At 72.5% G+C, this 18818-nt stretch carries 17 protein-coding genes; 13 read left to right on the forward strand and 4 right to left on the reverse strand.

The genetic code is table 11. The features are described 5' to 3' along the window. The first annotated feature begins 54 nt into the window (after window positions 1–54). The 4 genes from B0I33_RS17985 (at window position 55) to B0I33_RS18000 (ending at window position 7108) form a co-directional block, all read left to right on the forward strand. On the forward strand, window positions 55–1032 hold the full coding sequence (locus B0I33_RS17985) for a carbohydrate kinase family protein (protein WP_106179963.1): 978 nt from the start codon (window positions 55–57) through the stop codon (window positions 1030–1032). 26 nt (window positions 1033–1058) lie between these two features. Next, window positions 1059–4625, forward strand: coding sequence for a methionine synthase (gene metH, locus B0I33_RS17990; protein WP_106179964.1), 3567 nt, complete (start codon window positions 1059–1061; stop codon window positions 4623–4625). 45 nt (window positions 4626–4670) lie between these two features. Then, complete coding sequence (gene ahcY, locus B0I33_RS17995; protein WP_106179965.1) at window positions 4671–6128, forward strand: adenosylhomocysteinase; 1458 nt, start codon at window positions 4671–4673, stop codon at window positions 6126–6128. Window positions 6129–6217: 89 nt separating this feature from the next. Then, entirely contained in the window at window positions 6218–7108 is an 891-nt protein-coding gene (locus B0I33_RS18000; RefSeq protein WP_106179966.1) for a mycobacterial-type methylenetetrahydrofolate reductase, read from the forward strand. 98 nt (window positions 7109–7206) lie between these two features. Here the strand turns inward: B0I33_RS18000 and B0I33_RS18005 are convergent, their stop codons facing one another. Next, the gene (locus B0I33_RS18005; RefSeq protein WP_106179967.1) at window positions 7207–8190 is read right to left on the reverse strand and encodes an AraC family transcriptional regulator; all 984 of its coding nucleotides are present in this window, start codon (window positions 8188–8190) and stop codon (window positions 7207–7209) included. Between the two features lie 160 nt (window positions 8191–8350). On the opposite strand from B0I33_RS18005, the gene B0I33_RS18010 reads away from it, so the two are divergent. Next, window positions 8351–8833, forward strand: coding sequence for an anthrone oxygenase family protein (locus B0I33_RS18010; protein WP_106179968.1), 483 nt, complete (start codon window positions 8351–8353; stop codon window positions 8831–8833). 73 nt (window positions 8834–8906) lie between these two features. Here the strand turns inward: B0I33_RS18010 and B0I33_RS18015 are convergent, their stop codons facing one another. Continuing rightward, complete coding sequence (locus B0I33_RS18015; protein WP_106179969.1) at window positions 8907–9362, reverse strand: hypothetical protein; 456 nt, start codon at window positions 9360–9362, stop codon at window positions 8907–8909. A 285-nt stretch (window positions 9363–9647) separates the two neighbouring features. Here B0I33_RS18015 and B0I33_RS18020 point away from each other — a divergent pair, with 285 nt between their 5' ends. Together B0I33_RS18020 and B0I33_RS18025 are read left to right on the forward strand one after the other, a co-directional pair. Further along, a complete protein-coding gene (locus tag B0I33_RS18020; protein ID WP_146147518.1) occupies window positions 9648–9890 on the forward strand; it encodes a hypothetical protein in 243 nt (80 codons plus the stop codon). Between the two features lie 108 nt (window positions 9891–9998). After that, window positions 9999–10436, forward strand: a complete 438-nt coding sequence (locus tag B0I33_RS18025; RefSeq protein WP_106179971.1) for an SPW repeat protein — start codon at window positions 9999–10001, stop codon at window positions 10434–10436. Window positions 10437–10702: 266 nt separating this feature from the next. Here B0I33_RS18025 and B0I33_RS18030 read toward each other — a convergent pair whose 3' ends face one another. After that, entirely contained in the window at window positions 10703–11092 is a 390-nt protein-coding gene (locus tag B0I33_RS18030) for a hypothetical protein (protein ID WP_106179972.1), read from the reverse strand. 83 nt (window positions 11093–11175) lie between these two features. Between B0I33_RS18030 and B0I33_RS18035 the strand changes: the two genes are divergently transcribed. Together B0I33_RS18035 and B0I33_RS18040 are read left to right on the forward strand one after the other, a co-directional pair. Next, on the forward strand, window positions 11176–12174 hold the full coding sequence (locus B0I33_RS18035) for an alpha/beta fold hydrolase (protein WP_106179973.1): 999 nt from the start codon (window positions 11176–11178) through the stop codon (window positions 12172–12174). Between the two features lie 109 nt (window positions 12175–12283). Next, window positions 12284–13558 carry a cytochrome P450 gene (locus B0I33_RS18040; RefSeq protein WP_425440488.1) on the forward strand — a complete coding sequence of 425 codons (1275 nt, stop codon included), beginning with the start codon at window positions 12284–12286 and terminating at the stop codon, window positions 13556–13558. Between the two features lie 72 nt (window positions 13559–13630). On the opposite strand, the gene B0I33_RS18045 is transcribed toward B0I33_RS18040, so the two are convergent. Beyond that, window positions 13631–14266, reverse strand: coding sequence for a LysE family translocator (locus B0I33_RS18045; RefSeq protein ID WP_106179974.1), 636 nt, complete (start codon window positions 14264–14266; stop codon window positions 13631–13633). A 59-nt stretch (window positions 14267–14325) separates the two neighbouring features. On the opposite strand from B0I33_RS18045, the gene B0I33_RS18050 reads away from it, so the two are divergent. From B0I33_RS18050 to B0I33_RS18065, 4 genes are read left to right on the forward strand one after another with little or no spacing between them, the layout of a single operon-like run. Then, the gene (locus tag B0I33_RS18050; protein ID WP_106179975.1) at window positions 14326–14802 is read left to right on the forward strand and encodes an Lrp/AsnC family transcriptional regulator; all 477 of its coding nucleotides are present in this window, start codon (window positions 14326–14328) and stop codon (window positions 14800–14802) included. Window positions 14803–14831: 29 nt separating this feature from the next. After that, window positions 14832–15575 (forward strand): FadR/GntR family transcriptional regulator, encoded by a 744-nt coding sequence (locus B0I33_RS18055; RefSeq protein ID WP_219927209.1) that lies wholly within the window; start codon window positions 14832–14834, stop codon window positions 15573–15575. Further along, window positions 15572–16951, forward strand: coding sequence for a hypothetical protein (locus B0I33_RS18060; RefSeq protein ID WP_219927210.1), 1380 nt, complete (start codon window positions 15572–15574; stop codon window positions 16949–16951). The genes B0I33_RS18055 and B0I33_RS18060 overlap by 4 nt, the downstream gene beginning before the upstream one ends. Next, window positions 16944–18779 carry a GMC family oxidoreductase gene (locus tag B0I33_RS18065; protein ID WP_106179976.1) on the forward strand — a complete coding sequence of 612 codons (1836 nt, stop codon included), beginning with the start codon at window positions 16944–16946 and terminating at the stop codon, window positions 18777–18779. Before B0I33_RS18060 ends, B0I33_RS18065 begins: the two co-directional genes overlap by 8 nt. Window positions 18780–18818 lie beyond the last annotated feature (39 nt).

The following is an 18818-nucleotide window of genomic DNA, read 5'->3' on the forward strand; positions in this document are numbered from 1 at the left end:
GGTTCCCTGCCCACGACGCCCGGCCGACCCCTACGACACGAGGAGTGTGCCCGAATGCGCATCGCGGTGACCGGCTCGATCGCCACCGACCACCTGATGGTCTTCCCCGGCAAGTTCGCCGACCAGTTCGTGGCCGACCAGCTGGAGAAGGTGTCCCTGTCCTTCCTGGTCGACCAGCTCGACATCCGCAGGGGAGGTGTCGCCGCGAACATCTCCTTCGGCCTGGGCTGCCTCGGTATGACGCCGATCCTGGTCGGCGCGGTCGGCACCGACTTCGACGACTACCGCGCCTGGCTGGAGCGCCACGGCGTCGACACGAAGTCCGTGCACGTGTCGCAGGACAAGCACACGTCGCGGTTCCTGTGCACCACCGACGAGACGCAGGCCCAGATCGCGTCGTTCTACGCGGGCGCGATGGAGGAGGCCCGCAACATCGAGCTGCAGGCCGTGGCCGACCGGGTCGGCGGACTCGACCTCGTCGTGGTGGCGCCCAACGACCCCGTCGCCATGGTGCGGCACACCGAGGAGTGCCGCGACCGCGGCTTCCCGTTCGCCGCCGACCCGTCGCAGCAGCTGGCCCGGATGGAGGGGCCGGACGTGCGCAAGCTGATCGACGGGGCGAAGTACCTGTTCACCAACGAGTACGAGACCTCGCTGCTGCTGCGGGTCACCGGCTGGACGGCGGACGAGGTCCGCTCCAAGGTCGACCACTGGATCATGACCCACGGGCCGGACGGCGTGCGGATCGAGGCCGAGGGCGAGGAGCCGGTCTCCGTCCCGGCGCTGCCCGTGCAGAACGAGGCCGACCCGACCGGCGTCGGCGACGCCTTCCGCGCCGGGTTCCTCTGGGGCGTGCACGCGAAGCTGAGCAAGGAGCGCGCGGCGCAGGTCGGCTGCACGCTGGCGACGATCGTCCTGGAGACGGTCGGTACCCAGGAGTACACGCTCGACCGCGCGGAGTTCTCCGAGCGCATCGCGAAGACCTACGGTAACGACGCCGCGGCCGAGATCGAATCCAAGTTGCGCGTGTGAGCGCGGCCGGGGAGGTAGGTAGATCCGTGGACAGCTCGTTCCTCACCGAACTCGAACGCCGGGTTCTCGTGGCCGACGGCGGGATGGGCACCGCGCTGCAGGCCCACGACCTCACGCTGGACGACTTCGCCCAGCTCGAGGGCTGCAACGAGATCCTCAACGACACCCGCCCCGACGTGGTGAGCTCGGTGTACCGGGGTTTCCTCGAGGCGGGCTCCGACGCGATCGAGACCAACACGTTCGGGACCAACCTCGCCAACCTCGGCGAGTACGGGATCGCCGACCGCATCCGGGAGCTGGCGGAGAAGGGCGCCGCACTGGCCCGGCAGTGCGCGGACGAATACTCCACTTCGGACAAGCCACGGTTCGTGCTCGGCTCGGTCGGGCCCGGCACCAAGCTGCCGACGCTCGGCCACGCGCCGTACGCGGAGCTGCGGGATGCCTACGTCGAGAACGTGCTCGGCCTGCTCGACGGCGGCATCGACGCGGTGCTGGTCGAGACCTCGCAGGACCTGCTGCAGACCAAGGCCGCGATCGTCGCCGCCAAGCGGGCGATGGAGCAGGCCGGGCGGCGGGTGCCGATCATCGCGCAGGTGACCGTCGAGCAGACCGGCACGATGCTGGTGGGCTCGGAGATCGGCGCGGCACTGACGGCGCTGGAGCCGCTCGGCATCGACATGATCGGCATGAACTGCGCGACCGGTCCCGCGGAGATGAGCGAGCACCTGCGGGTGCTCGCCCAGCACGCGCGGGTGCCGATCTCGGTCATGCCGAACGCGGGCCTGCCCGAGCTGGGCCCGAACGGGGCGGTCTACCCGCTGCGGCCGGACGAGCTGGCCGAGGCGCTCACCGGGTTCGTCACCGACTTCGGCGCGCGCCTCGTCGGCGGCTGCTGCGGCACGACGGGCGAGCACGTCCGCGCGGTGTGCGAGGCGGTCTCCGAACTGGAGCCGAGGCCACGTACGCCGGAGATCGTGCCCTCGGTGTCGTCGGTGTACCAGGCCGTGCCGTTCGAGCAGGACGCCTCGATCCTCAACGTCGGCGAGCGCACCAACGCCAACGGCTCGAAGGCGTTCCGGGAGGCGATGCTCGAGGGCCGCTACGAGGACTGCGTGGAGATCGCCAAGGCGCAGACCCGTGAGGGTGCGCACATGCTCGACCTGTGCGTGGACTACGTGGGCCGCGACGGCACGCACGACATGCGGGAACTGGCCTCCCGGCTGGCGACCGCCTCCACGTTGCCGATCATGGTGGACTCCACCGAACCCGAGGTGATCGAGGCCGGGCTGGAGCACCTCGGCGGCCGGTGCGCGATCAACTCGGTGAACTACGAGGACGGCACCGAGCCCGGCGGGCGGTACGACCGGGTCATGCGCATGGCCGTGGAGCACGGTGCGACCGTGGTGGTCACGTGCATCGACGAGGAGGGCCAGGCGCGCACGGCGGACTGGAAGCTCCGCGTCGCCGAGCGGGCCATCGAGGACCTCACCACCAACTGGGGTCTCGAGAAGTCGGCGATCATCATCGACTGCCTCGTCTTCCCGATCACGACGGGGCAGGAGGAGGTCCGCAAGGACGCCATCGAGACGATCAACGCGATCCGGGAGCTGAAGCGCAGGCACCCGGACGTGCAGACCACCCTCGGTCTGTCCAATGTGTCCTTCGGGCTCAACCCGGCGGCGCGGCAGGTGCTCAACTCGGTGTTCCTGCACGAGTGCCGGGAGGCCGGGCTCGACTCCGCGATCGTCAACTCGTCGAAGATCCTGCCGATGAACAAGATCGACGACGAGGCGCGGGAGGTCGCGCTCGACCTGGTCTACGACCGGCGCAGGGCGGAGTCCGACGACGAGGAGGGCTACGACCCGCTGCAGAAGCTGATGTCGCTGTTCGAGGGCAAGACCGCGTCCTCGAGCCGGGCGTCGCGGGCCGAGGAGCTGGCGAAGCTGCCGCTGTTCGAGCGGCTGGAGAAGCGCATCGTGGAGGGTGAGGTCAACGGGCTCGAAGCCGACCTCGAGGACGCGATGCGGGAGAAGGACCCGCTGGCGATCATCAACGAGAACCTGCTCGCCGGGATGAAGGTCGTCGGCGACCTGTTCGGCTCCGGTCAGATGCAGCTGCCGTTCGTGCTGCAGTCGGCCGAGGTGATGAAGACAGCGGTGGCCTACCTCGAACCGCACATGGAGAAGCAGGAGGACGGCGGCAAGGGCAGGCTGCTGCTGGCCACCGTCAAGGGTGACGTCCACGACATCGGCAAGAACCTCGTCGACATCATCGTGTCCAACAACGGCTACGAGGTGGTGAACATCGGCATCAAACAGCCGATCAACGCCATCCTGGAGGCCGCCGAGGAACACAAGGTCGACGCCATCGGCATGTCCGGCCTGCTGGTGAAGTCCACCGTCATCATGAAGGAGAACCTGCAGGAGATGAACTCCCGCGGGGTGGCGGAGAAGTACCCGGTGCTGCTCGGCGGCGCCGCCCTCACCCGGACGTTCGTCGAGAACGATCTCGACGAGGTGTACGAGGGCGACGTCCGCTACGCCAAGGACGCCTTCGAGGGCCTGCACCTGATGGACCGCCTGATGGCGATCAAGCGGGGCGACGCCCCTGAGGAGGACGAGGCGGAGCGGGCCAAGAAGGCCGAGCGCAAGGCCCGCCGGGAACGGTCGCTGCGCATCGCCGAGAAGCGCAAGGCCGAGCAGGGCGACGAGCCCTCACTCGACGACACCACCAGGTCCGATGTGGACCCCAACGTCCCGGTGCCCACGCCGTCGTTCTGGGGCTCGAAGGTGGTCAAGGGCGTCGCCGTCGCCGACTACCTCTCGCTGCTCGACGAGCGGGCGACGTTCTTCGGGCAGTGGGGCCTGCGCGGCGCCAAGCGCGGCGAGGGTCCGTCGTACGAGGAGCTGGTGGAGACCGAGGGCAGGCCACGCCTGCGCGCGTGGGTCGACGAGCTGTCCACGGCCGGCATCCTGCAGCACGCCGCGCTGGTGTACGGCTACTTCCCCTGCTACTCGGACGGCAATGACCTGGTCGTCCTCGACAAGGACGAGCCGGACGCGCCCGAGCGGCTGCGGTTCAGCTTCCCCCGCCAGCGGCGGGACCGGCGGCTGTGCCTCGCCGACTTCTACCGGTCGAGGGAGAAGGCCGAGGAGACCGGCCAGGTCGACGTGCTGCCGCTGCAGCTGGTCACGATGGGGCAGCCGATCGCCGACTTCGCGAACGAGCTGTTCGCGAAGGACGCCTACCGGGACTACCTGGAGGTGCACGGCCTCGGCGTGCAGCTGACCGAGGCGCTGGCCGAGTACTGGCACCGGCGCATCCGGGAGGAGCTGCGGTTCTCCTCGGGCGCGGCGGTGGCCGAGGAGGACCCCGAGGACGTGCAGCAGTTCTTCAAGCTCGGCTACCGCGGCGCGCGGTTCTCGCTGGGCTACGGCGCCTGCCCGGACCTGGAGGACCGGGCCAAGATCGTCGAGCTGCTCGAGGCCGAGCGGATCGGCGTGGAGCTCTCCGAGGAGTTCCAGCTGCACCCGGAACAGTCGACCGACGCGATTGTCGCCCACCACCCCGAAGCGAAGTACTTCAACACCTGACCGAAGCGCGTCGCGGGGCACAACCCCACAACACGAAAGGAAACCATGAGCGCGAAGTTGCAGAAGGTGAACGGTCTCGAGTTCGCCGTGGCCGACCTGAAGCTGGCCGAGGCCGGCCGGCACCAGATCCGGCTGGCTGAGCACGAGATGCCGGGCCTGATGGCGACTCGCAGGGAGTACGCGGAGTCGAAGCCGCTGAAGGGCGCACGGATCGCGGGCTCGCTGCACATGACCGTGCAGACGGCGGTGCTCATCGAGACCCTGCGGGAGCTCGGTGCCGAGGTCCGCTGGGTGTCCTGCAACATCTTCTCCACGCAGGACGAGGCCGCGGCGGCGGTGGTGGTCGGCCCGAACGGCACGCCGGAGAAGCCCGAGGGCGTCCCGGTGTTCGCCTGGAAGGGCGAGACGCTGGAGGACTACTGGTGGTGCACCGACCAGCTGTTCCAGTTCGGTGAGTCGGGCCCGAACATGATCCTGGACGACGGCGGCGACGCCACCCTGCTGGTGCACAAGGGTGTCGAGTTCGAGACGGCGGGCGCGGTGCCGGAGGCCAGCGAGGACGACCCGGAGGAGTACAAGGTCGTCCTGGCCACCCTGCGCAAGAGCCTGGCCGCCGACGGCAAGCGGTTCACCAGGATCGCCGAGGACATCAAGGGCGTCACCGAGGAGACCACCACCGGCGTCCACCGGCTCTACGAGTTCGCGAAGACCGGCGAGCTGCTGTTCCCGGCGATCAACGTGAACGACTCGGTCACGAAGTCCAAGTTCGACAACAAGTACGGCTGCCGGCACTCCCTTGTGGACGGCATCAACCGCGCGACCGACACGCTGATCGGCGGCAAGATCGCCGTGATCTGCGGATTCGGCGACGTGGGCAAGGGCTCGGCCGAGTCGCTGCGGGGTCAGGGTGCCAGGGTGATCGTCACCGAGATCGACCCGATCTGCGCGCTGCAGGCCGCGATGGAGGGCTACGAGGTCACCACGCTCGAGGACGTGGTCGACAAGGCCGACATCTTCATCACCACGACCGGCAACTTCAACATCATCACCGCCGAGCACATGGCGCGGATGAAGCACCAGGCGATCGTGGGCAACATCGGCCACTTCGACAACGAGATCGACATGGCGGGCTTGGAGCGGACCCCGGGCGTCAAGAAGGTCGAGATCAAGCCGCAGGTGCACGAGTACACCTTCCCGGACGGCCACTCGATCATCGTGCTGAGCGAGGGCAGGCTGCTCAACCTGGGCAACGCCACCGGCCACCCGAGCTTCGTGATGAGCAACAGCTTCACCAACCAGGTGATCGCCCAGATCGAGCTGTTCACGAAGACCGGTGAGTATGACAAGCAGGTCTACGTGCTGCCCAAGCACCTCGACGAGAAGGTGGCGCGGCTGCACCTCGACGCGCTCGGCGTCAAGCTCACCAAGCTCACCAAGGAGCAGGCCGAGTACATCGGCGTGGACGTGGAGGGCCCGTACAAGCCCGACCACTACCGCTACTGAGTCCTCGTCGCGCCGGTGCCCCGCGCCCTGCGCGGATGCGGGGCACCGGCCCAGCCGGTCGGTGACCGCGGAGACAGCGAGAAGGAGCCATGAACACCATCGCACTCGAGCTCGTTCCACCGGACCTCGACGGCGGCCGGGAGAAGGCCGTCGACATCAGCCGCAAGGTGGTCGAGCACAGCAAGGCCAGCGGTATGACCGACCAGATCAAGCACCTGCTGATCCCCGGCATGATCGCCGAGGACGAGGACCGGCCGGTCGAGATGAAGCCGAAGATGGACACGCTCGACTTCTGGCGGGTCGTGCGGCCGGAGATCGGCGACGTGCGCGGCCTGTGCACGCAGGTCACGGCGTTCCACGACAAGGAGCAGCTGACCGGGCGACTGCGGTCACTCCGTGAGTCCGGAATGGACGGTGTCGCGTTCGTCGGCGTGCCGCGCACGATGAGCGACGGCGAGGGGCCCGGCATGGCGCCCACCGACGCGCTCGCCGAGTTCGGCGACATCGTGGAGAACCGCGGCGTGATCCTGATCCCGACCCGGGAGGGGGAGCAGGGGCGGTTCGGGTTCAAATGCGACCGCGGCGCCACGTTCGCCATGACCCAGCTGCTGTTCTCCGACGCGATCGTCGAGTTCCTGCGGGGCTTCGCCGCGCACAGCTCGCACCGGCCGGAGATCCTGCTCTCGTTCGGGTTCGTGCCCAGCGCGGAGAGCCGGGTCCGGCTCATCGACTGGCTGATCCAGGACCACGGCAACGACGTGGTGAAGCAGGAGCAGGAGTTCGTCGCCAAGCTCGCCGAGCTGCCGTTCGAGCAGCGCAAGCGCGAGCTGGTGGAGCTGTACCGGCGCGTGATCGACGGTGTCGGCGAGCTGGGCTTCCCGCTGAGCATCCACCTGGAGGCCCCGTACGGCCCGGTGAAGCCCGCCTTCGAGACCTTCGCCGCCATGCTCGACCACTGGTCCCCGCTGACCGCGGCGTGACGATTCGGACGCAGTGAAGGCCACCATCACCGCGTCCAACGCACTGATGGTGGCCTTCACTGCTCGTACGCGGGCGCACCCAGACCGGTGGCGGCCGGTCAACGGCGATCGGCCGCCACCCTCCCCTCGGGTGCGCCCGGCCCGGGCTCCTGGCGGCCGGCGCGGTACTCCCGCGGGCTGATGCCACGGACCCGCTTGAAGGCCGAGCTGAACGCGAACGGGGTGCCGTAGCCGACCTTCCTGGCCACCGCGGCGACGGTGGCGTCGGGCCCGCGGAGCAGGTCGGCCGCCAGCGTCATCCGCCAGCGCGTCAGGTACGCCATGGGCGCCTCGCCGACCAGTTCGGTGAACCTCCGCGCGAACGCCGCGCGGGACGCCCCCGCGCGGCCGGCGAGCGTGGTCACCGTCCACGGCGCCGCGGGCTCGGCGTGCATCAGCCGCAGCGCGCGGCCGACCACCGGGTCGCCGTACGCGCGATACCACGCGGGCGCTCCCGCGTCCGGCCGGTCGAACCACGCCCGCAGCGTGGACACCAGCAGCAGATCGAGCAGCCGGTCGAGGACCACCTCCTGGCCGGGGCGGTCCCGGCGCAGCTCGTCGCCGAGCAGGCTGAGCAGCGTCGCGCCCGCCGCGCCGCCCCGGACCACCGCGACCCGCGGCAGTGCCCGCAGCAGGTGCCCGCCGACCTCGCCCGGCAGGGGATAGGTGCCGACGAGCAGCACCGTCGGGCTGTCCGGATCGTCGCCCCACGTCCGCACCCCCAGGTCGAGCGACTCGCACAGCTCCTCGCCCGCGACCGTGGTGGTGCGCTGGCCCGGGTGCACGACCACCCGCGGCGGGCTGCCCGGCTCGTCGGCGACCGAGTACGGTTCCGGCCCGCGGACCACGCCGACGTCGCCCGGCCGGAGCCGGACCGGTGCGGGACCGTCGGGCAGGACCCACGCGTCGCCGCGCACCATCGACAGCAGGGTCAGCGGCGCGCCGTCGACCACGCGGATGTGCCACGGCGGGCTCAGCACGGACCGCAGCAGGAAGGCGCCGCGCGCCCTGGGACCGTCCAGCAGCCCCGCGAACGCGTCCATGCGGTCACTCTAGAGCTGTGCCCGGTGCCCCGGTGAGCACCGGCGTCGAGCGGCGGGCGCCCGGTGAGACGGACACGTATGCGGCCGAGCCGATCGGCGATGGTGCCCGGCCACCCCGGCCGGTTGACTGGGGTCGCCCACCGGACCGGGAGGACCGACCATGCTCGACGGAGTCCGCTTCGCCCTCACCCTCGCCGCCACGCTCGGCTCGGGGCTCGTCGCCGGGGTGCTGTTCGCGTTCTCCAGCTTCGTCCTGCGCGCGTTCCGGCTGCTGCCCGCCGCGCAGGGGATCGCCGCGATGCAGTCGGTCAACCGCACGGTCCGTACGCCGTCGTTCCTGCTGGTGTTCACCGGCACCGCCGTGCTGGGCGCCGCGCTCGCCGGCTGGGCCGCCGTGACCGGCGCCGGTCACGGCGGCGGCTGGCTTCTCGCCGGCGGCGTCCTCTACGTCGCGGGCACGTTCGTGCTCACCGGCGCGGTGCACATCCCGCGGAACAACGCACTCGACACCGTCGACCCGCACACCCCGGAGGGCGCGGCGGCGTGGGCCCGCTTCGTGCCCGCGTGGACCGCGTGGAACCACGTGCGGACACTGGCCGCGCTGGGTGCCTGCGCCGCCTTCGCCCTCGCCCTCGCCGCCTGACCGGGCCTGGCACGCCCGGCGCCGGATGTCCTGAGTGGCTCGTTGCCGACGAGAAACGTCAGTAACGAGCCACTCAGGACAGTGGGCGGTCGGTGGTGCGGGCGGCGGGGTCTTGCGCGGGCTCGGTGGTGCGCTGGGCCGGGATGTCCGGGCTCTCCGGCAGCGATCGCCCGGCGAGGCGGGCGATCCTGATCCGGATCCCGCCGCGGAACGCCGCGCGCAGCGGGGCGAGCACGCCGGTGCACGGCAGCGGCCACGGAATGTCGGCCGGGCCGAGCGGGCGCGCGAGCCCCGCGCCGCTCATCGTCCAGCCCGCGTCGTCGTCGGTGAGCTCGATCGTCACCGGCCGCCCCCGGGCCGCCCGCGCCAGCGTGCGGTCCCGGCCCGTGGGCACGAGCACGTCCCCGTCCGGCAGCACCACGCAGGCCACCGGAACGGGGTCGTCGTCCTCGACCCGGAGCACGGCCCCGCGGCTGCGTTCCGGCGTGCCGGCGAGGCCGGCGCAGATCCGATGCGTGAGGGTGTCCACCCGCTCTCCTTCCTGCCGGGCCGGGCGGAGCGGCTCGCGGGCGGAGCTCACCCGTGTCAGCGGCCGGGCCGCCGCCCGGACGCCTGCTCGCGTTCGGGGGTCGAGATGATGGCGATGACCTTTCCTCTGCCTCGTGGTGCGGTTGGGCGCGGGAACGCTGAACCGCGCTCGTCATTCCTTGGTACGCCGGGCGAAACGTCGAGTCCAGACCTGGCACCCGCGAGGCGGAATGCGCGCGGCCCCGTGCGGGTTGCTCTCCCCGTACGGGCAAGCGAGGGAGGAACCGTGGTGAGGGAAACGCCGGGGCGGGACGGACGGCGCTCGCCGGTGCTGCGGACCGGGTGCGGCAGGGAGGTGTCGGTGACGCGGCTGCGCGTCGACGGGGGTCAGGCTCCGATCGAGCGGGTCTCGCTGAGCATCTCGTGCCAGGACCACGACGGGGAGCGGTTGTGGACGAGCCTGACCCCGGACGAGGCCCGCAGGCTCGCTCGCTGGCTGTTCGACCAGGCGGGCCCCGCCGCGCGGTAACGCGGGTCACCCACGGATCCCGCCGCACCGCCGGGTTTACGTCCCCTGTCGGTGGAAAGCCTCGGACTGACCCTCCGTCACTACGTGAGAGTAAGGGGGTATGTCCGAATGGCGACGCGCACGGGTTCGATCGACCAGCACCCGGACATCGTCGCGCTGCGCGACCGCTACGAGCAGGCCGCCGAGACGCCGCAGGCGCAACTGCTGGACGGCCTGACCTTCCTGGGTGGTCTGTACGTCGCGATCTCCCCGTGGGTCGTCGGCTTCAGCTCCGCTGGCGCACTGGCCGTGAGCAACCTGGTGACCGGTATCGCACTGGCCGTGCTGGCGATGGGCTACGCGGGCGCCCACGGGCGGATGCACCGCCTGGCCTGGGTCGCCCCGCTGATCGGGGTGTGGACGATCATCACACCCTGGGTGATCCTGCAGGGCGCCGCGACCACCGGCATGGTGATCAGCAATGTCATCACCGGCGGTGTCGTGACGTTGCTGGGTCTCGGTGTCGCCGCGATCGGCATGACCGGCCGTTCGCGGCGGTCCCGCTGACCGGTGCGGGCGACGTGAACCCACCATCGGACACCGCGGTATCGCGGCCCGGGAGTTCCCGGGCCGCGATCTTCGTGTGGGGGCCGGGCGCCCGTGCCTAGCCCGCGACGGCGCCTGGCCGCGCTGCTGCTGCTCGCCTCGGTCCCGGTACTGGCCGAGGCCGCGATCCTGCGCGGTGCCGGCTTCACCACCGCGCTGCCGCTCGCTCCGCAGGCGAGCGCCCCGCCCCCGTTCGGCGCCTTCCACGACCTGCGCTGGCTGCTCGTCTACCACGACTCGTGGCTGATGTTCGCCGGCGAACTCCTCGCCGCGGTGGCCGTGCGCACCGTCCTCGGAGCGGCGCTGGTCCGGGCGGCCTGGCCCGCCGGGACGCCCCCGCCCGGCCCGCGGCGGCTGCTGCTGGCCAACCTCGGTTTCACCGTCGTCGCGCTGGTCGTGCTGTCCCCGTGGGCCGCCATCGCGGGCGCGGCCTCCGGCATCTCGCTGTCCTGGTTCCTGTTCGGCGAGCTGGTGCCGCTGGGTTTCCTCAGCCTGTTCCTGCAACGCGGCGGGATCACCGGGAACTGGTGGCGCGGGCTGCCCTCGCCCGCACTCGCCGGGTGGTCGCTGGCGATGGTGCTGGTGTTCTCGGCGGAGGCGTTCGTGGTCGGGTTCACCCCCGGCTGGTGGGTCGTCCCGGTGGCCGGGGCACTGGGCGCGCTGAACGGGGCTGCTGTGGCGGCGGCTCGTCGCCGCCGCGGTGCGGGCCGGGCCCGCCCTGCCGCGGCTGCCCGCCGCACCCGTCGCCGTGGCGGTCTCGGCGGTGGCGCTGCTGGTGCTGGCGCACCTCTCGCTGGTCGGCGGGGCACCGGCGCGGCCCGCCGAGGAGCGCACGCCCGCGCTGGTCGTCGACGGTCCGGATCCGCGCGCCGCCGTGCTGTTCATCGCCGGGTACGACTCGTGGTACTCCGGCAAGCCGGTGCACGACCGGATCGGCATCACGCGCTACTCCTACGCGGGCCTCGGCCAGGACGGGCGGCCGCTGCCGTACCACCCGATCGACACGCACGCCTCCCTCGACGCCAGCGCCGCGAACCTCCGCGCCCAGATCGACGTGCTGCACCGGCGCACCGGCAAGCCCGTCGCGGTGATGGCCCGCAGCGAGGGCACCCTCGTCGTGCGGACGTTCCTCGCCAGGTACCGGCACCCGCACCTGGAGTCGGTGGTGCTGCTCAGCCCGCTCGTCCGGCCGGGGCGGGTCTACTTTCCGCCGCAGGACGCGAGGGCGGGCTGGGGGCTGGCGCTCGGCTGGGAGCTGCGCGGCATGCTGTCGCTGGTCCGCTGGACGAGCGGCGCGAAGGCCGACGCCGACTCCCCGCTCGTGCGGTCGGTGCTCAACGACGCGCCGCTGTACCGGAACCGGATGCTCTGCCCGGAACCGGGGGTGCGGATGATCGCCTTCGTCCCGTTGGTCACCGCCGCGGTGGTGTCGCCCGCCGACTACCCGGCGGTGCCCAGCGTGCAGTTGCCCGGCCTGCACGCGTCGATGCTCGGGCGGATGGACATCCAGCGTGCCGTCGCCGACTTCCTCGCGGGCAGGCGGGTCGACGGCAACCCGAGCACGTACTACCCGGCGATCCAGATGGCCGCCGCCGCGTGGCAGGCTCCCGCCCTCCCGCTGAAGCTCAACGCGGTGTGGGAGCGGGACACGCCGGACGCCGCGTTCGGCGATGACGGTTGCTTACCGCGACCGAGATGAGCATCGCCGTCATCTGATCGGACGCTCGGTTACGCCATCCGGGTGTCCTGAGTCACAGGTGGCGCGGCAGCGCCCCAGCACCGTCCCGAATGTCGGTACCGTCCTGGTCGTGGGGCATCTCCGTTCGCGCATCATGTCCATCGTCACGCGCCTGTATCTCGCGCGTGCCCGGAAGAAGGGCTTCGACCTGTCGAAGATGGCCTTCTTCCCGGACTCGGCACTGTTGCCGCTCCGGCGCGACGGCCTGGACCCGGTTCCGGAGCTCGGGCGGACCCGGGAGCGGGAGCCGATCAGCAAGCTGCCCGTCCCGTTCGGGATGAACGTGTGGTTGGTGACCGGGCACGCCGAGGCGAAGGCCGTGCTGAGCAACGCCAAGGACTTCAGCAACGACTTCACCAACCTCGTCGGCACGGCAGGGGCCGACGACGAGCAGAACCCCGGCGGCCTCGGCTTCGCCGACCCGCCCGTGCACACGCGCCTGCGCAAGCTGCTGACGCCGGAGTTCACGATGCGCAGGCTCGGCAGGCTCAAGCCGGGCATCGACGCGATCGTGCGGGAGCAGCTCGACGCGATGGACAAGGCCGACGGTCCGGTCGACCTCGTGGAGCACTTCGCCCTGCCGATCCCGTCGCTGGTCATCTGCGAGCTGCTCGGCGTGCCCTACGAGGACCGCGAGGAGTTCCAGCACCTCAGCGTCGCGCGGTTCGACCTGTTCGGCGGTGCGGGCGCCTCCCTCGGCGCGATCTCCGAGTCGCTGAGCTACCTGCAGGGCGTCGTCCGCAGGCAGCGCGAGGAGCCGGGCGACGGGCTGCTCGGCATGATCATCAAGGAGCACGGCGACGAGGTGGACGACCGGGAGCTCGCCGGACTGGCCGACGGCGTGCTCACCGGCGGGTTCGAGACCACGGCGAGCATGCTCGCGCTCGGGGCGCTGATGCTGCTGCGCGACCCCGAGGCGTTCGCGCGGGTGCGGGACGACGACGAGGCGGTGTCCGGGATCGTCGAGGAGCTGCTGCGGTACCTCACGGTGGTGCAGGTGGCGTTCCCCCGGTTCGCGCGGACGGACGTCGAGGTCGCCGGCACGCGGATCGCGGCGGGTGACGTCGTGATCGTCTCGCTCAGCGGCGCCGACCGCGACCCCGCTCTCGGGTCCGGGATCGAGCGGTTCGACTCCGTCCGGGAGCCGACGCCCCACCTCGCGTTCGGCTACGGCGTCCACCGCTGCATCGGTGCCGAGCTGGCCCGCATGGAGCTGCGGGCGGCGTATCCCGCGCTGGTCCGCCGGTTCCCCGGGATGCGGTTGCACGTCCCGCCGGAGGAGCTGGAGTTCCGCAAGTCGTCGATCGTGTACGGCGTCGAGTCGCTGCCCGTCGTCCTGCGCTGACCAGCCGTCCGCGCTCGTGAGTGTTTTCCGTGGTTAGAACGACGTTCCGCACTCACGAGGGTGACCAGCCGCTCAGACCACCATCGCGGCGGCCAGCCCGAGGAACGCCGTGCCCGCCACGCCCTCGATCAGGCGCCGGGTGCGCGGTCCGGTCATCAGCCTGCGGCCGCGTCCGGTCACCTGGATCACCAGGGCCCACCACAGGGCGGAGGCCACGACCGTGGTCACCGCGAGCAGGAGCGTCTGCGCGGTCACGGTGGCCGCGGTGGCCCCGGTGGTGACGAACTGGGGGAGCAGGCCGACGAAGAACAGCACCGCCTTCGGGTTGAGCACGTTGCTCGCGAACCCGTCGCGGTACGGGTGGGTGCCCGCCGGTGGCCCGTCCACGGCGATCTCCGCCGCGGCCGCGCCGCCACGCCGCGGCAGGCTCGCCCGCAGCGCGGTGACGCCGAGCCACGCGAGGTAGGCGGCGCCCGCGAGCTGGATGCCGCGCAGCACCGGCGGGTGCGCGGCGACCAGCATCGACAGCCCGGCCGCCGCGGTGATCGTGTGCACGGTGAGGCCGGTGACGATCCCGGCCGCCGTGTACATCCCCGCGCGGATCCCGCCGCGCAGCGAGTGCCGGAGCACGACGAGGAAGTCCGGGCCGGGGGTGCACAGGACGACGAGGAGCACGCCGACGAAGGCCAGCCACCGTTCGACTGTCATGCGCTCACGTTCGCGCTGTGTCCGGACCCTGGCAAACCTGTCCGGATAGCATCCGAGGAATGACCGAAAAGGCGAGTCTGGATCCGGTGGACTGGCACATTCTGAGCGTTCTCCAGGACGATGCGTCGATCACGAACAAGGCGCTGGCCGAACGCGTCGGACTGCCGACGTCGTCGTGTCACGAGCGGGTCCGCAGGCTGCGGGCCACCGGGGTGATCTCCGGGGTGAAGGCCGTCGTGGATCCCGCGGCACTGGGCCGGGGGCTGCAGGCGTTCATCGCCGTGCGGCTGCGCCTGCACCGGCGCGAGCTGGCCGAGGTGTTCGTCGCCGCGGCGCTGGCACTGCCCGAGACGCTGTCCGTCTACAACGTGTCCGGTCCGGAGGACTACTTCCTGCACGTCGCGGTCACGGACAGCGCGCACCTGCAGCGGATCATCGTGGACCATCTGGCCACCCGGCCGGAGGTGGCCCATGCCCAGACGCACCTGATCTTCGACCGGCCGCTCACCGCGACCGTCCGCCCGGTGCCCTCGTGACGGGTTGCGCGCGGTGTTACGGTCAATGAGTGAGTGAGCCACTGATCAACAAGACGGTTCCGCGGTCGAACGTGGTGGACACGGTCGCGGACAGCCTGCGCACGGAGATCCTGTCCGGTGCCTACGCGCCGGGGGACTACCTGCCGCCCGCGCGCGAGCTCGCCGAGCAGTACGGCGTCAACCGCACCTCGCTCAAGCACGCGCTCGTCCGGCTGACCCAGGCCGGTCTGCTGGAGACCCGGCACGGGATCGGCACCCGGGTGCGCGACTTCGAGCGCGAGGGCGGAATCGACCTGCTCCCGATGCTGGCCGTCGCGAACGCGGCAGGCTGGGCGCGGGCGATCTTCGAGGTGCGCACCGAGATCGGCACGCTCATCGCGGTGCGGGCAGCCGCGCACGCCACCCCGGCCCAGCGGGACCGTCTCACCGATCTGGCCGGACGGCTGCGCTCCGCGGGGGACGCCGACACGGCGCAGGTGACCGAGGCCGAATGGCACCGGGAGCTCGCCAGGGCCAGCGGCAACCGCGTGTACCCGCTGCTGATGAACGTCGTCCTCGACACCTACCTGCGGCAGCGGCGGGCCCTGCGCGGGCCGTTCCTCGATCCCGCCGCCGCGGCCGACCGGCTCACCCCGTTGTGCCGGGCGGTGTGCGACGGCGCGGACGCCGCCACGGTCCGGGCGGAGGCGGCCCGCTACCTCGACGAGACCGGCGCGCTGATGCTCGCGGGTGGCACGGCGGCGGAGGCGGAGACGGAGGGAGACCGGACATGACCACCGGAACCGGCTGGCGCACGACGTTCAGCGAGACCATGGCGGGCGACGGGGGCACCCGGCCGTGCGAGCTGCGGCTCGACGTGGACGTGCCGGGCCTGCTCCACCCGCTGGCCGACGTGGAGGCCGGGCTGCGCGGCCGGGTGCGTATCCCCGGCCTCGCCGACGACCCGGCCGCCACCGGCACGCTGCACATCGCCCCCGTAGCGCGCAGGCGCATCCGCTACCGGCTCGGCTTCACCGCGCTGGACGGCCGCAGGCTGCACCTCGACGGCTGGAAGTCAGTCAGCTTCCGGCACCTCCTGCGGTCGATGACGACGCTGCCCGCCACGGTCACCGATGAGTCCGGCGCCGTGGTCACCGAGGTCGTGGTCCGCTTCGACCTCCGCAGGGCGCTCGGGCCGATGCTGCGCAGCGCTCGCCTCACCAGGGCAGGCGACCGCGACGACCTGGCGCCGCGCTGGGACGGCAGCCCCGGCAGGCTGGAGGTCTGGTACACCACCCTCACCGACCCGGCCACCGGCACCGGCTTCTGGGTGCACCACGAGCTCGTCGCGCCCGCCGGGGGCGGCGCGCCGCACCTGCACGGCTGGGCCACCGCGTTCCCGCAGGACGGGCCACCGGTGTTCGCCCGGTTCGGCCCGCACGACTGGACGGAGCCCGCGGCGGGGCACGTGCTCGGCACGCCGGCCGCGACGGTCACCCCGCACCGGCTCACCGGCAGCGCGGGCACGCTGTCCTGGGACCTGGCAGGCGACGGCGAGGCCGGAACACTGTTCACGTTCCCCCGCTGGGCGTGGCGCACGGGCGTGCTGCCCGGAGCGCAGGTGGTGCCCCAGCCCTCGGCGCGCTTCACCGGCGAGATCCGCGTCGGCGACCGCACGCTGCGGGTCGACCGGGCGCCCGGAGCCACCGCGCACATCTACGGCCACGGCAACGCGCGCCGCTGGGCCTGGCTGCACGCCGACCTCGGTGGTGGCGACGTGGCGGAGGTCGTCGCCGCCGTGTCCACCCGCCCCGGCCTGCGCCGCCTGCCACCGCTGCCGTTCGTCCGGCTGCGCGTGGACGGGCGCGACTGGCCCGCGGGCGACCCGTTGCTCGCCGCGCTGCGGCTGCGCGCCGACCTCGCGCTGCCCACCTGGCGCGTGCACGGCCGGATCGGCGACCACCGCCTCACCATCGAGGTCACGCAGCCGCCCGAGCACACGGTCGCGGTCGACTACGCCGATCCCGACGGCAGCCCCGCCGTCTGCCGCAACACCGAACGCGCCGACGCGCTCGTGCTCGTCGAGCGGCGCTCGGGCGGCCGGTGGCGGACGGTGCGGGAGTGGCGGCTCGACGGCACCGCGCACGCCGAGGTCGGCGACCGTGCCTGACGGGGCCGCGCCCCGCAGGGCGCTCACCGGCACGGTCGGCGCCCTGCTCGGTCTCGACGACGTGGCCGACGCCCGCGCCGTCGCCGCGCGGGTCGAGGCGCTGTGCGGCGGGTTCCCGCCGTTCGCGCGGGCGGGGCTGCACGCGGGCGCCGGGCTGTTCGACGCCACCGCGCTGCTGCTCACCGGCAGGCGGCTGGACCGGCTCGACCCGGCGCGCCGGGACGCGTTCTGCCGGGCGATGACCGCGCGGCCCACGGCGGCCGCGCTGGTCGACGCGCTCAAGCTGCCCGCGCTGCTGGCCTCCGGCGGGCAGGAGATGCCGGAGCGACCGGCGCTCGTCCGGCCCGACGCCGAGCTGGACTGCGTTCCGGCGCACGCGTGGCCCGCGCGGGCCACCGCCGACGCCGTGGTGATCGGATCGGGAGCCGGGGGCGCGATGGCCGCCAGGGAGCTCGCCCGCGCGGGACTGCGGGTCATCGTGGTGGAGGAGGGCCGCCGCTTCGGGGTGCGGGACTTCCGTACCGCCCCGCCCGCGGAGCGTTTCGGCGCCCTCTACCGCGACGGCGGCGCCACCGCCGCCGTGGGCGTGCCGCCGGTGCTGCTGCCGCTCGGCCGCGCCGTCGGTGGCAGCACGGTGGTCAACTCGGGCACCTGCTACCGGCCGCCCGAGCGCGTGCTCGGCCACTGGCGCGCCCACGCCGGGGTCGAGCTCGTCGACCGGTTCGCCGAACTGGTGCCGGAGGTCGAGCGGACGCTCCGGGTCGCCGAGCAGCCGACCGACGTGCTGGGCCGCAACGGCCTGCTCGCCCTGCGCGGCGCCGAGCGGCTCGGCTGGCGGGCGAGCCCGCTGCGGCGCAACGCGCCCGGCTGCGGCGGCTGCTGTCAGTGCGCGGTGGGCTGCCCGCGCAACGCCAAGTACGGGGTGCACCTCAACGCCCTGCCGCAGGCGTGCGCGGCCGGTGCGCGGATCGTCTCGGAGCTGCGCGTCGACCGGGTGCTCACCGAGCGCGGGCACGCGGCCGGGATCGCGGCACGCAGGCCCGACGGCTCCCGCGCCGAGATCCTCGCCCCGCTCGTCGTCGTGGCGGCGGGCGCCACCGAGACCCCGCCGCTGCTGCGCCGCTCCGGCCTCGGCCGGCACCCCGAGCTGGGCCGCAATCTCGCGCTGCATCCCGCGCTCAGCGTCGCGGGCCGGTTCGCCGAGCCCGTCGAGTCCTGGCGGGGCGTGCTGCAGAGCGTCGGCATCGAACGCTGGCACGACGACGGCATCCTGCTGGAGGCCACCGCCGCGCCGCCCGGCATGGGCACGTTCGTGCTGCCGGGCACGGGCAGCGCCCTGCGGGCGGAGATCGCGGACTCGGCCCACCTGGCCACGCTCGGCGCGATGATCGCCGACGCGCCGTCCGGCCGCGTGCACGGCCGGGAGCGGGCCGTGCCGAGCTACCGCCTCACCCGCCGCGACGAGGACCGCCTGCGCACGGCGCTGTGCGTGACCGGCGAGGTGCTGTTCGCCGCGGGCGCGCGGGAGGTGCTCACCGGACTCGCCCGCCACCCCCGCGCCGGGAGCCCCGCCGAGCTGCGTGCGATCGCGGCGCGGGTACCCGCACGGCAGCTGCACCTCGCGGCCTTCCACCCCACCGGGACGGCGCGGATGGGCGCCGACGGCCGGACCAGCCCGGTCGACGCCACCGGCGCGCTGCGGGGCGTGCGCGGGGTGTACGTGGCCGACGCCTCGGTGCTGCCCAGCTGCCCCACGGTCAACCCCCAGGTCACCATCATGGCGATGGCACTGGCGATCGCCGGTGCCGCGCTCGACGCCGTGGACTGACAGCGCTGAGGGCGACGCTGACGGCGCCGACGACACGGA

Source organism: Prauserella shujinwangii, assembly GCF_003001955.1.
Classification (GTDB): Bacteria; Actinomycetota; Actinomycetes; order Mycobacteriales; family Pseudonocardiaceae; genus Qaidamihabitans; species Qaidamihabitans shujinwangii.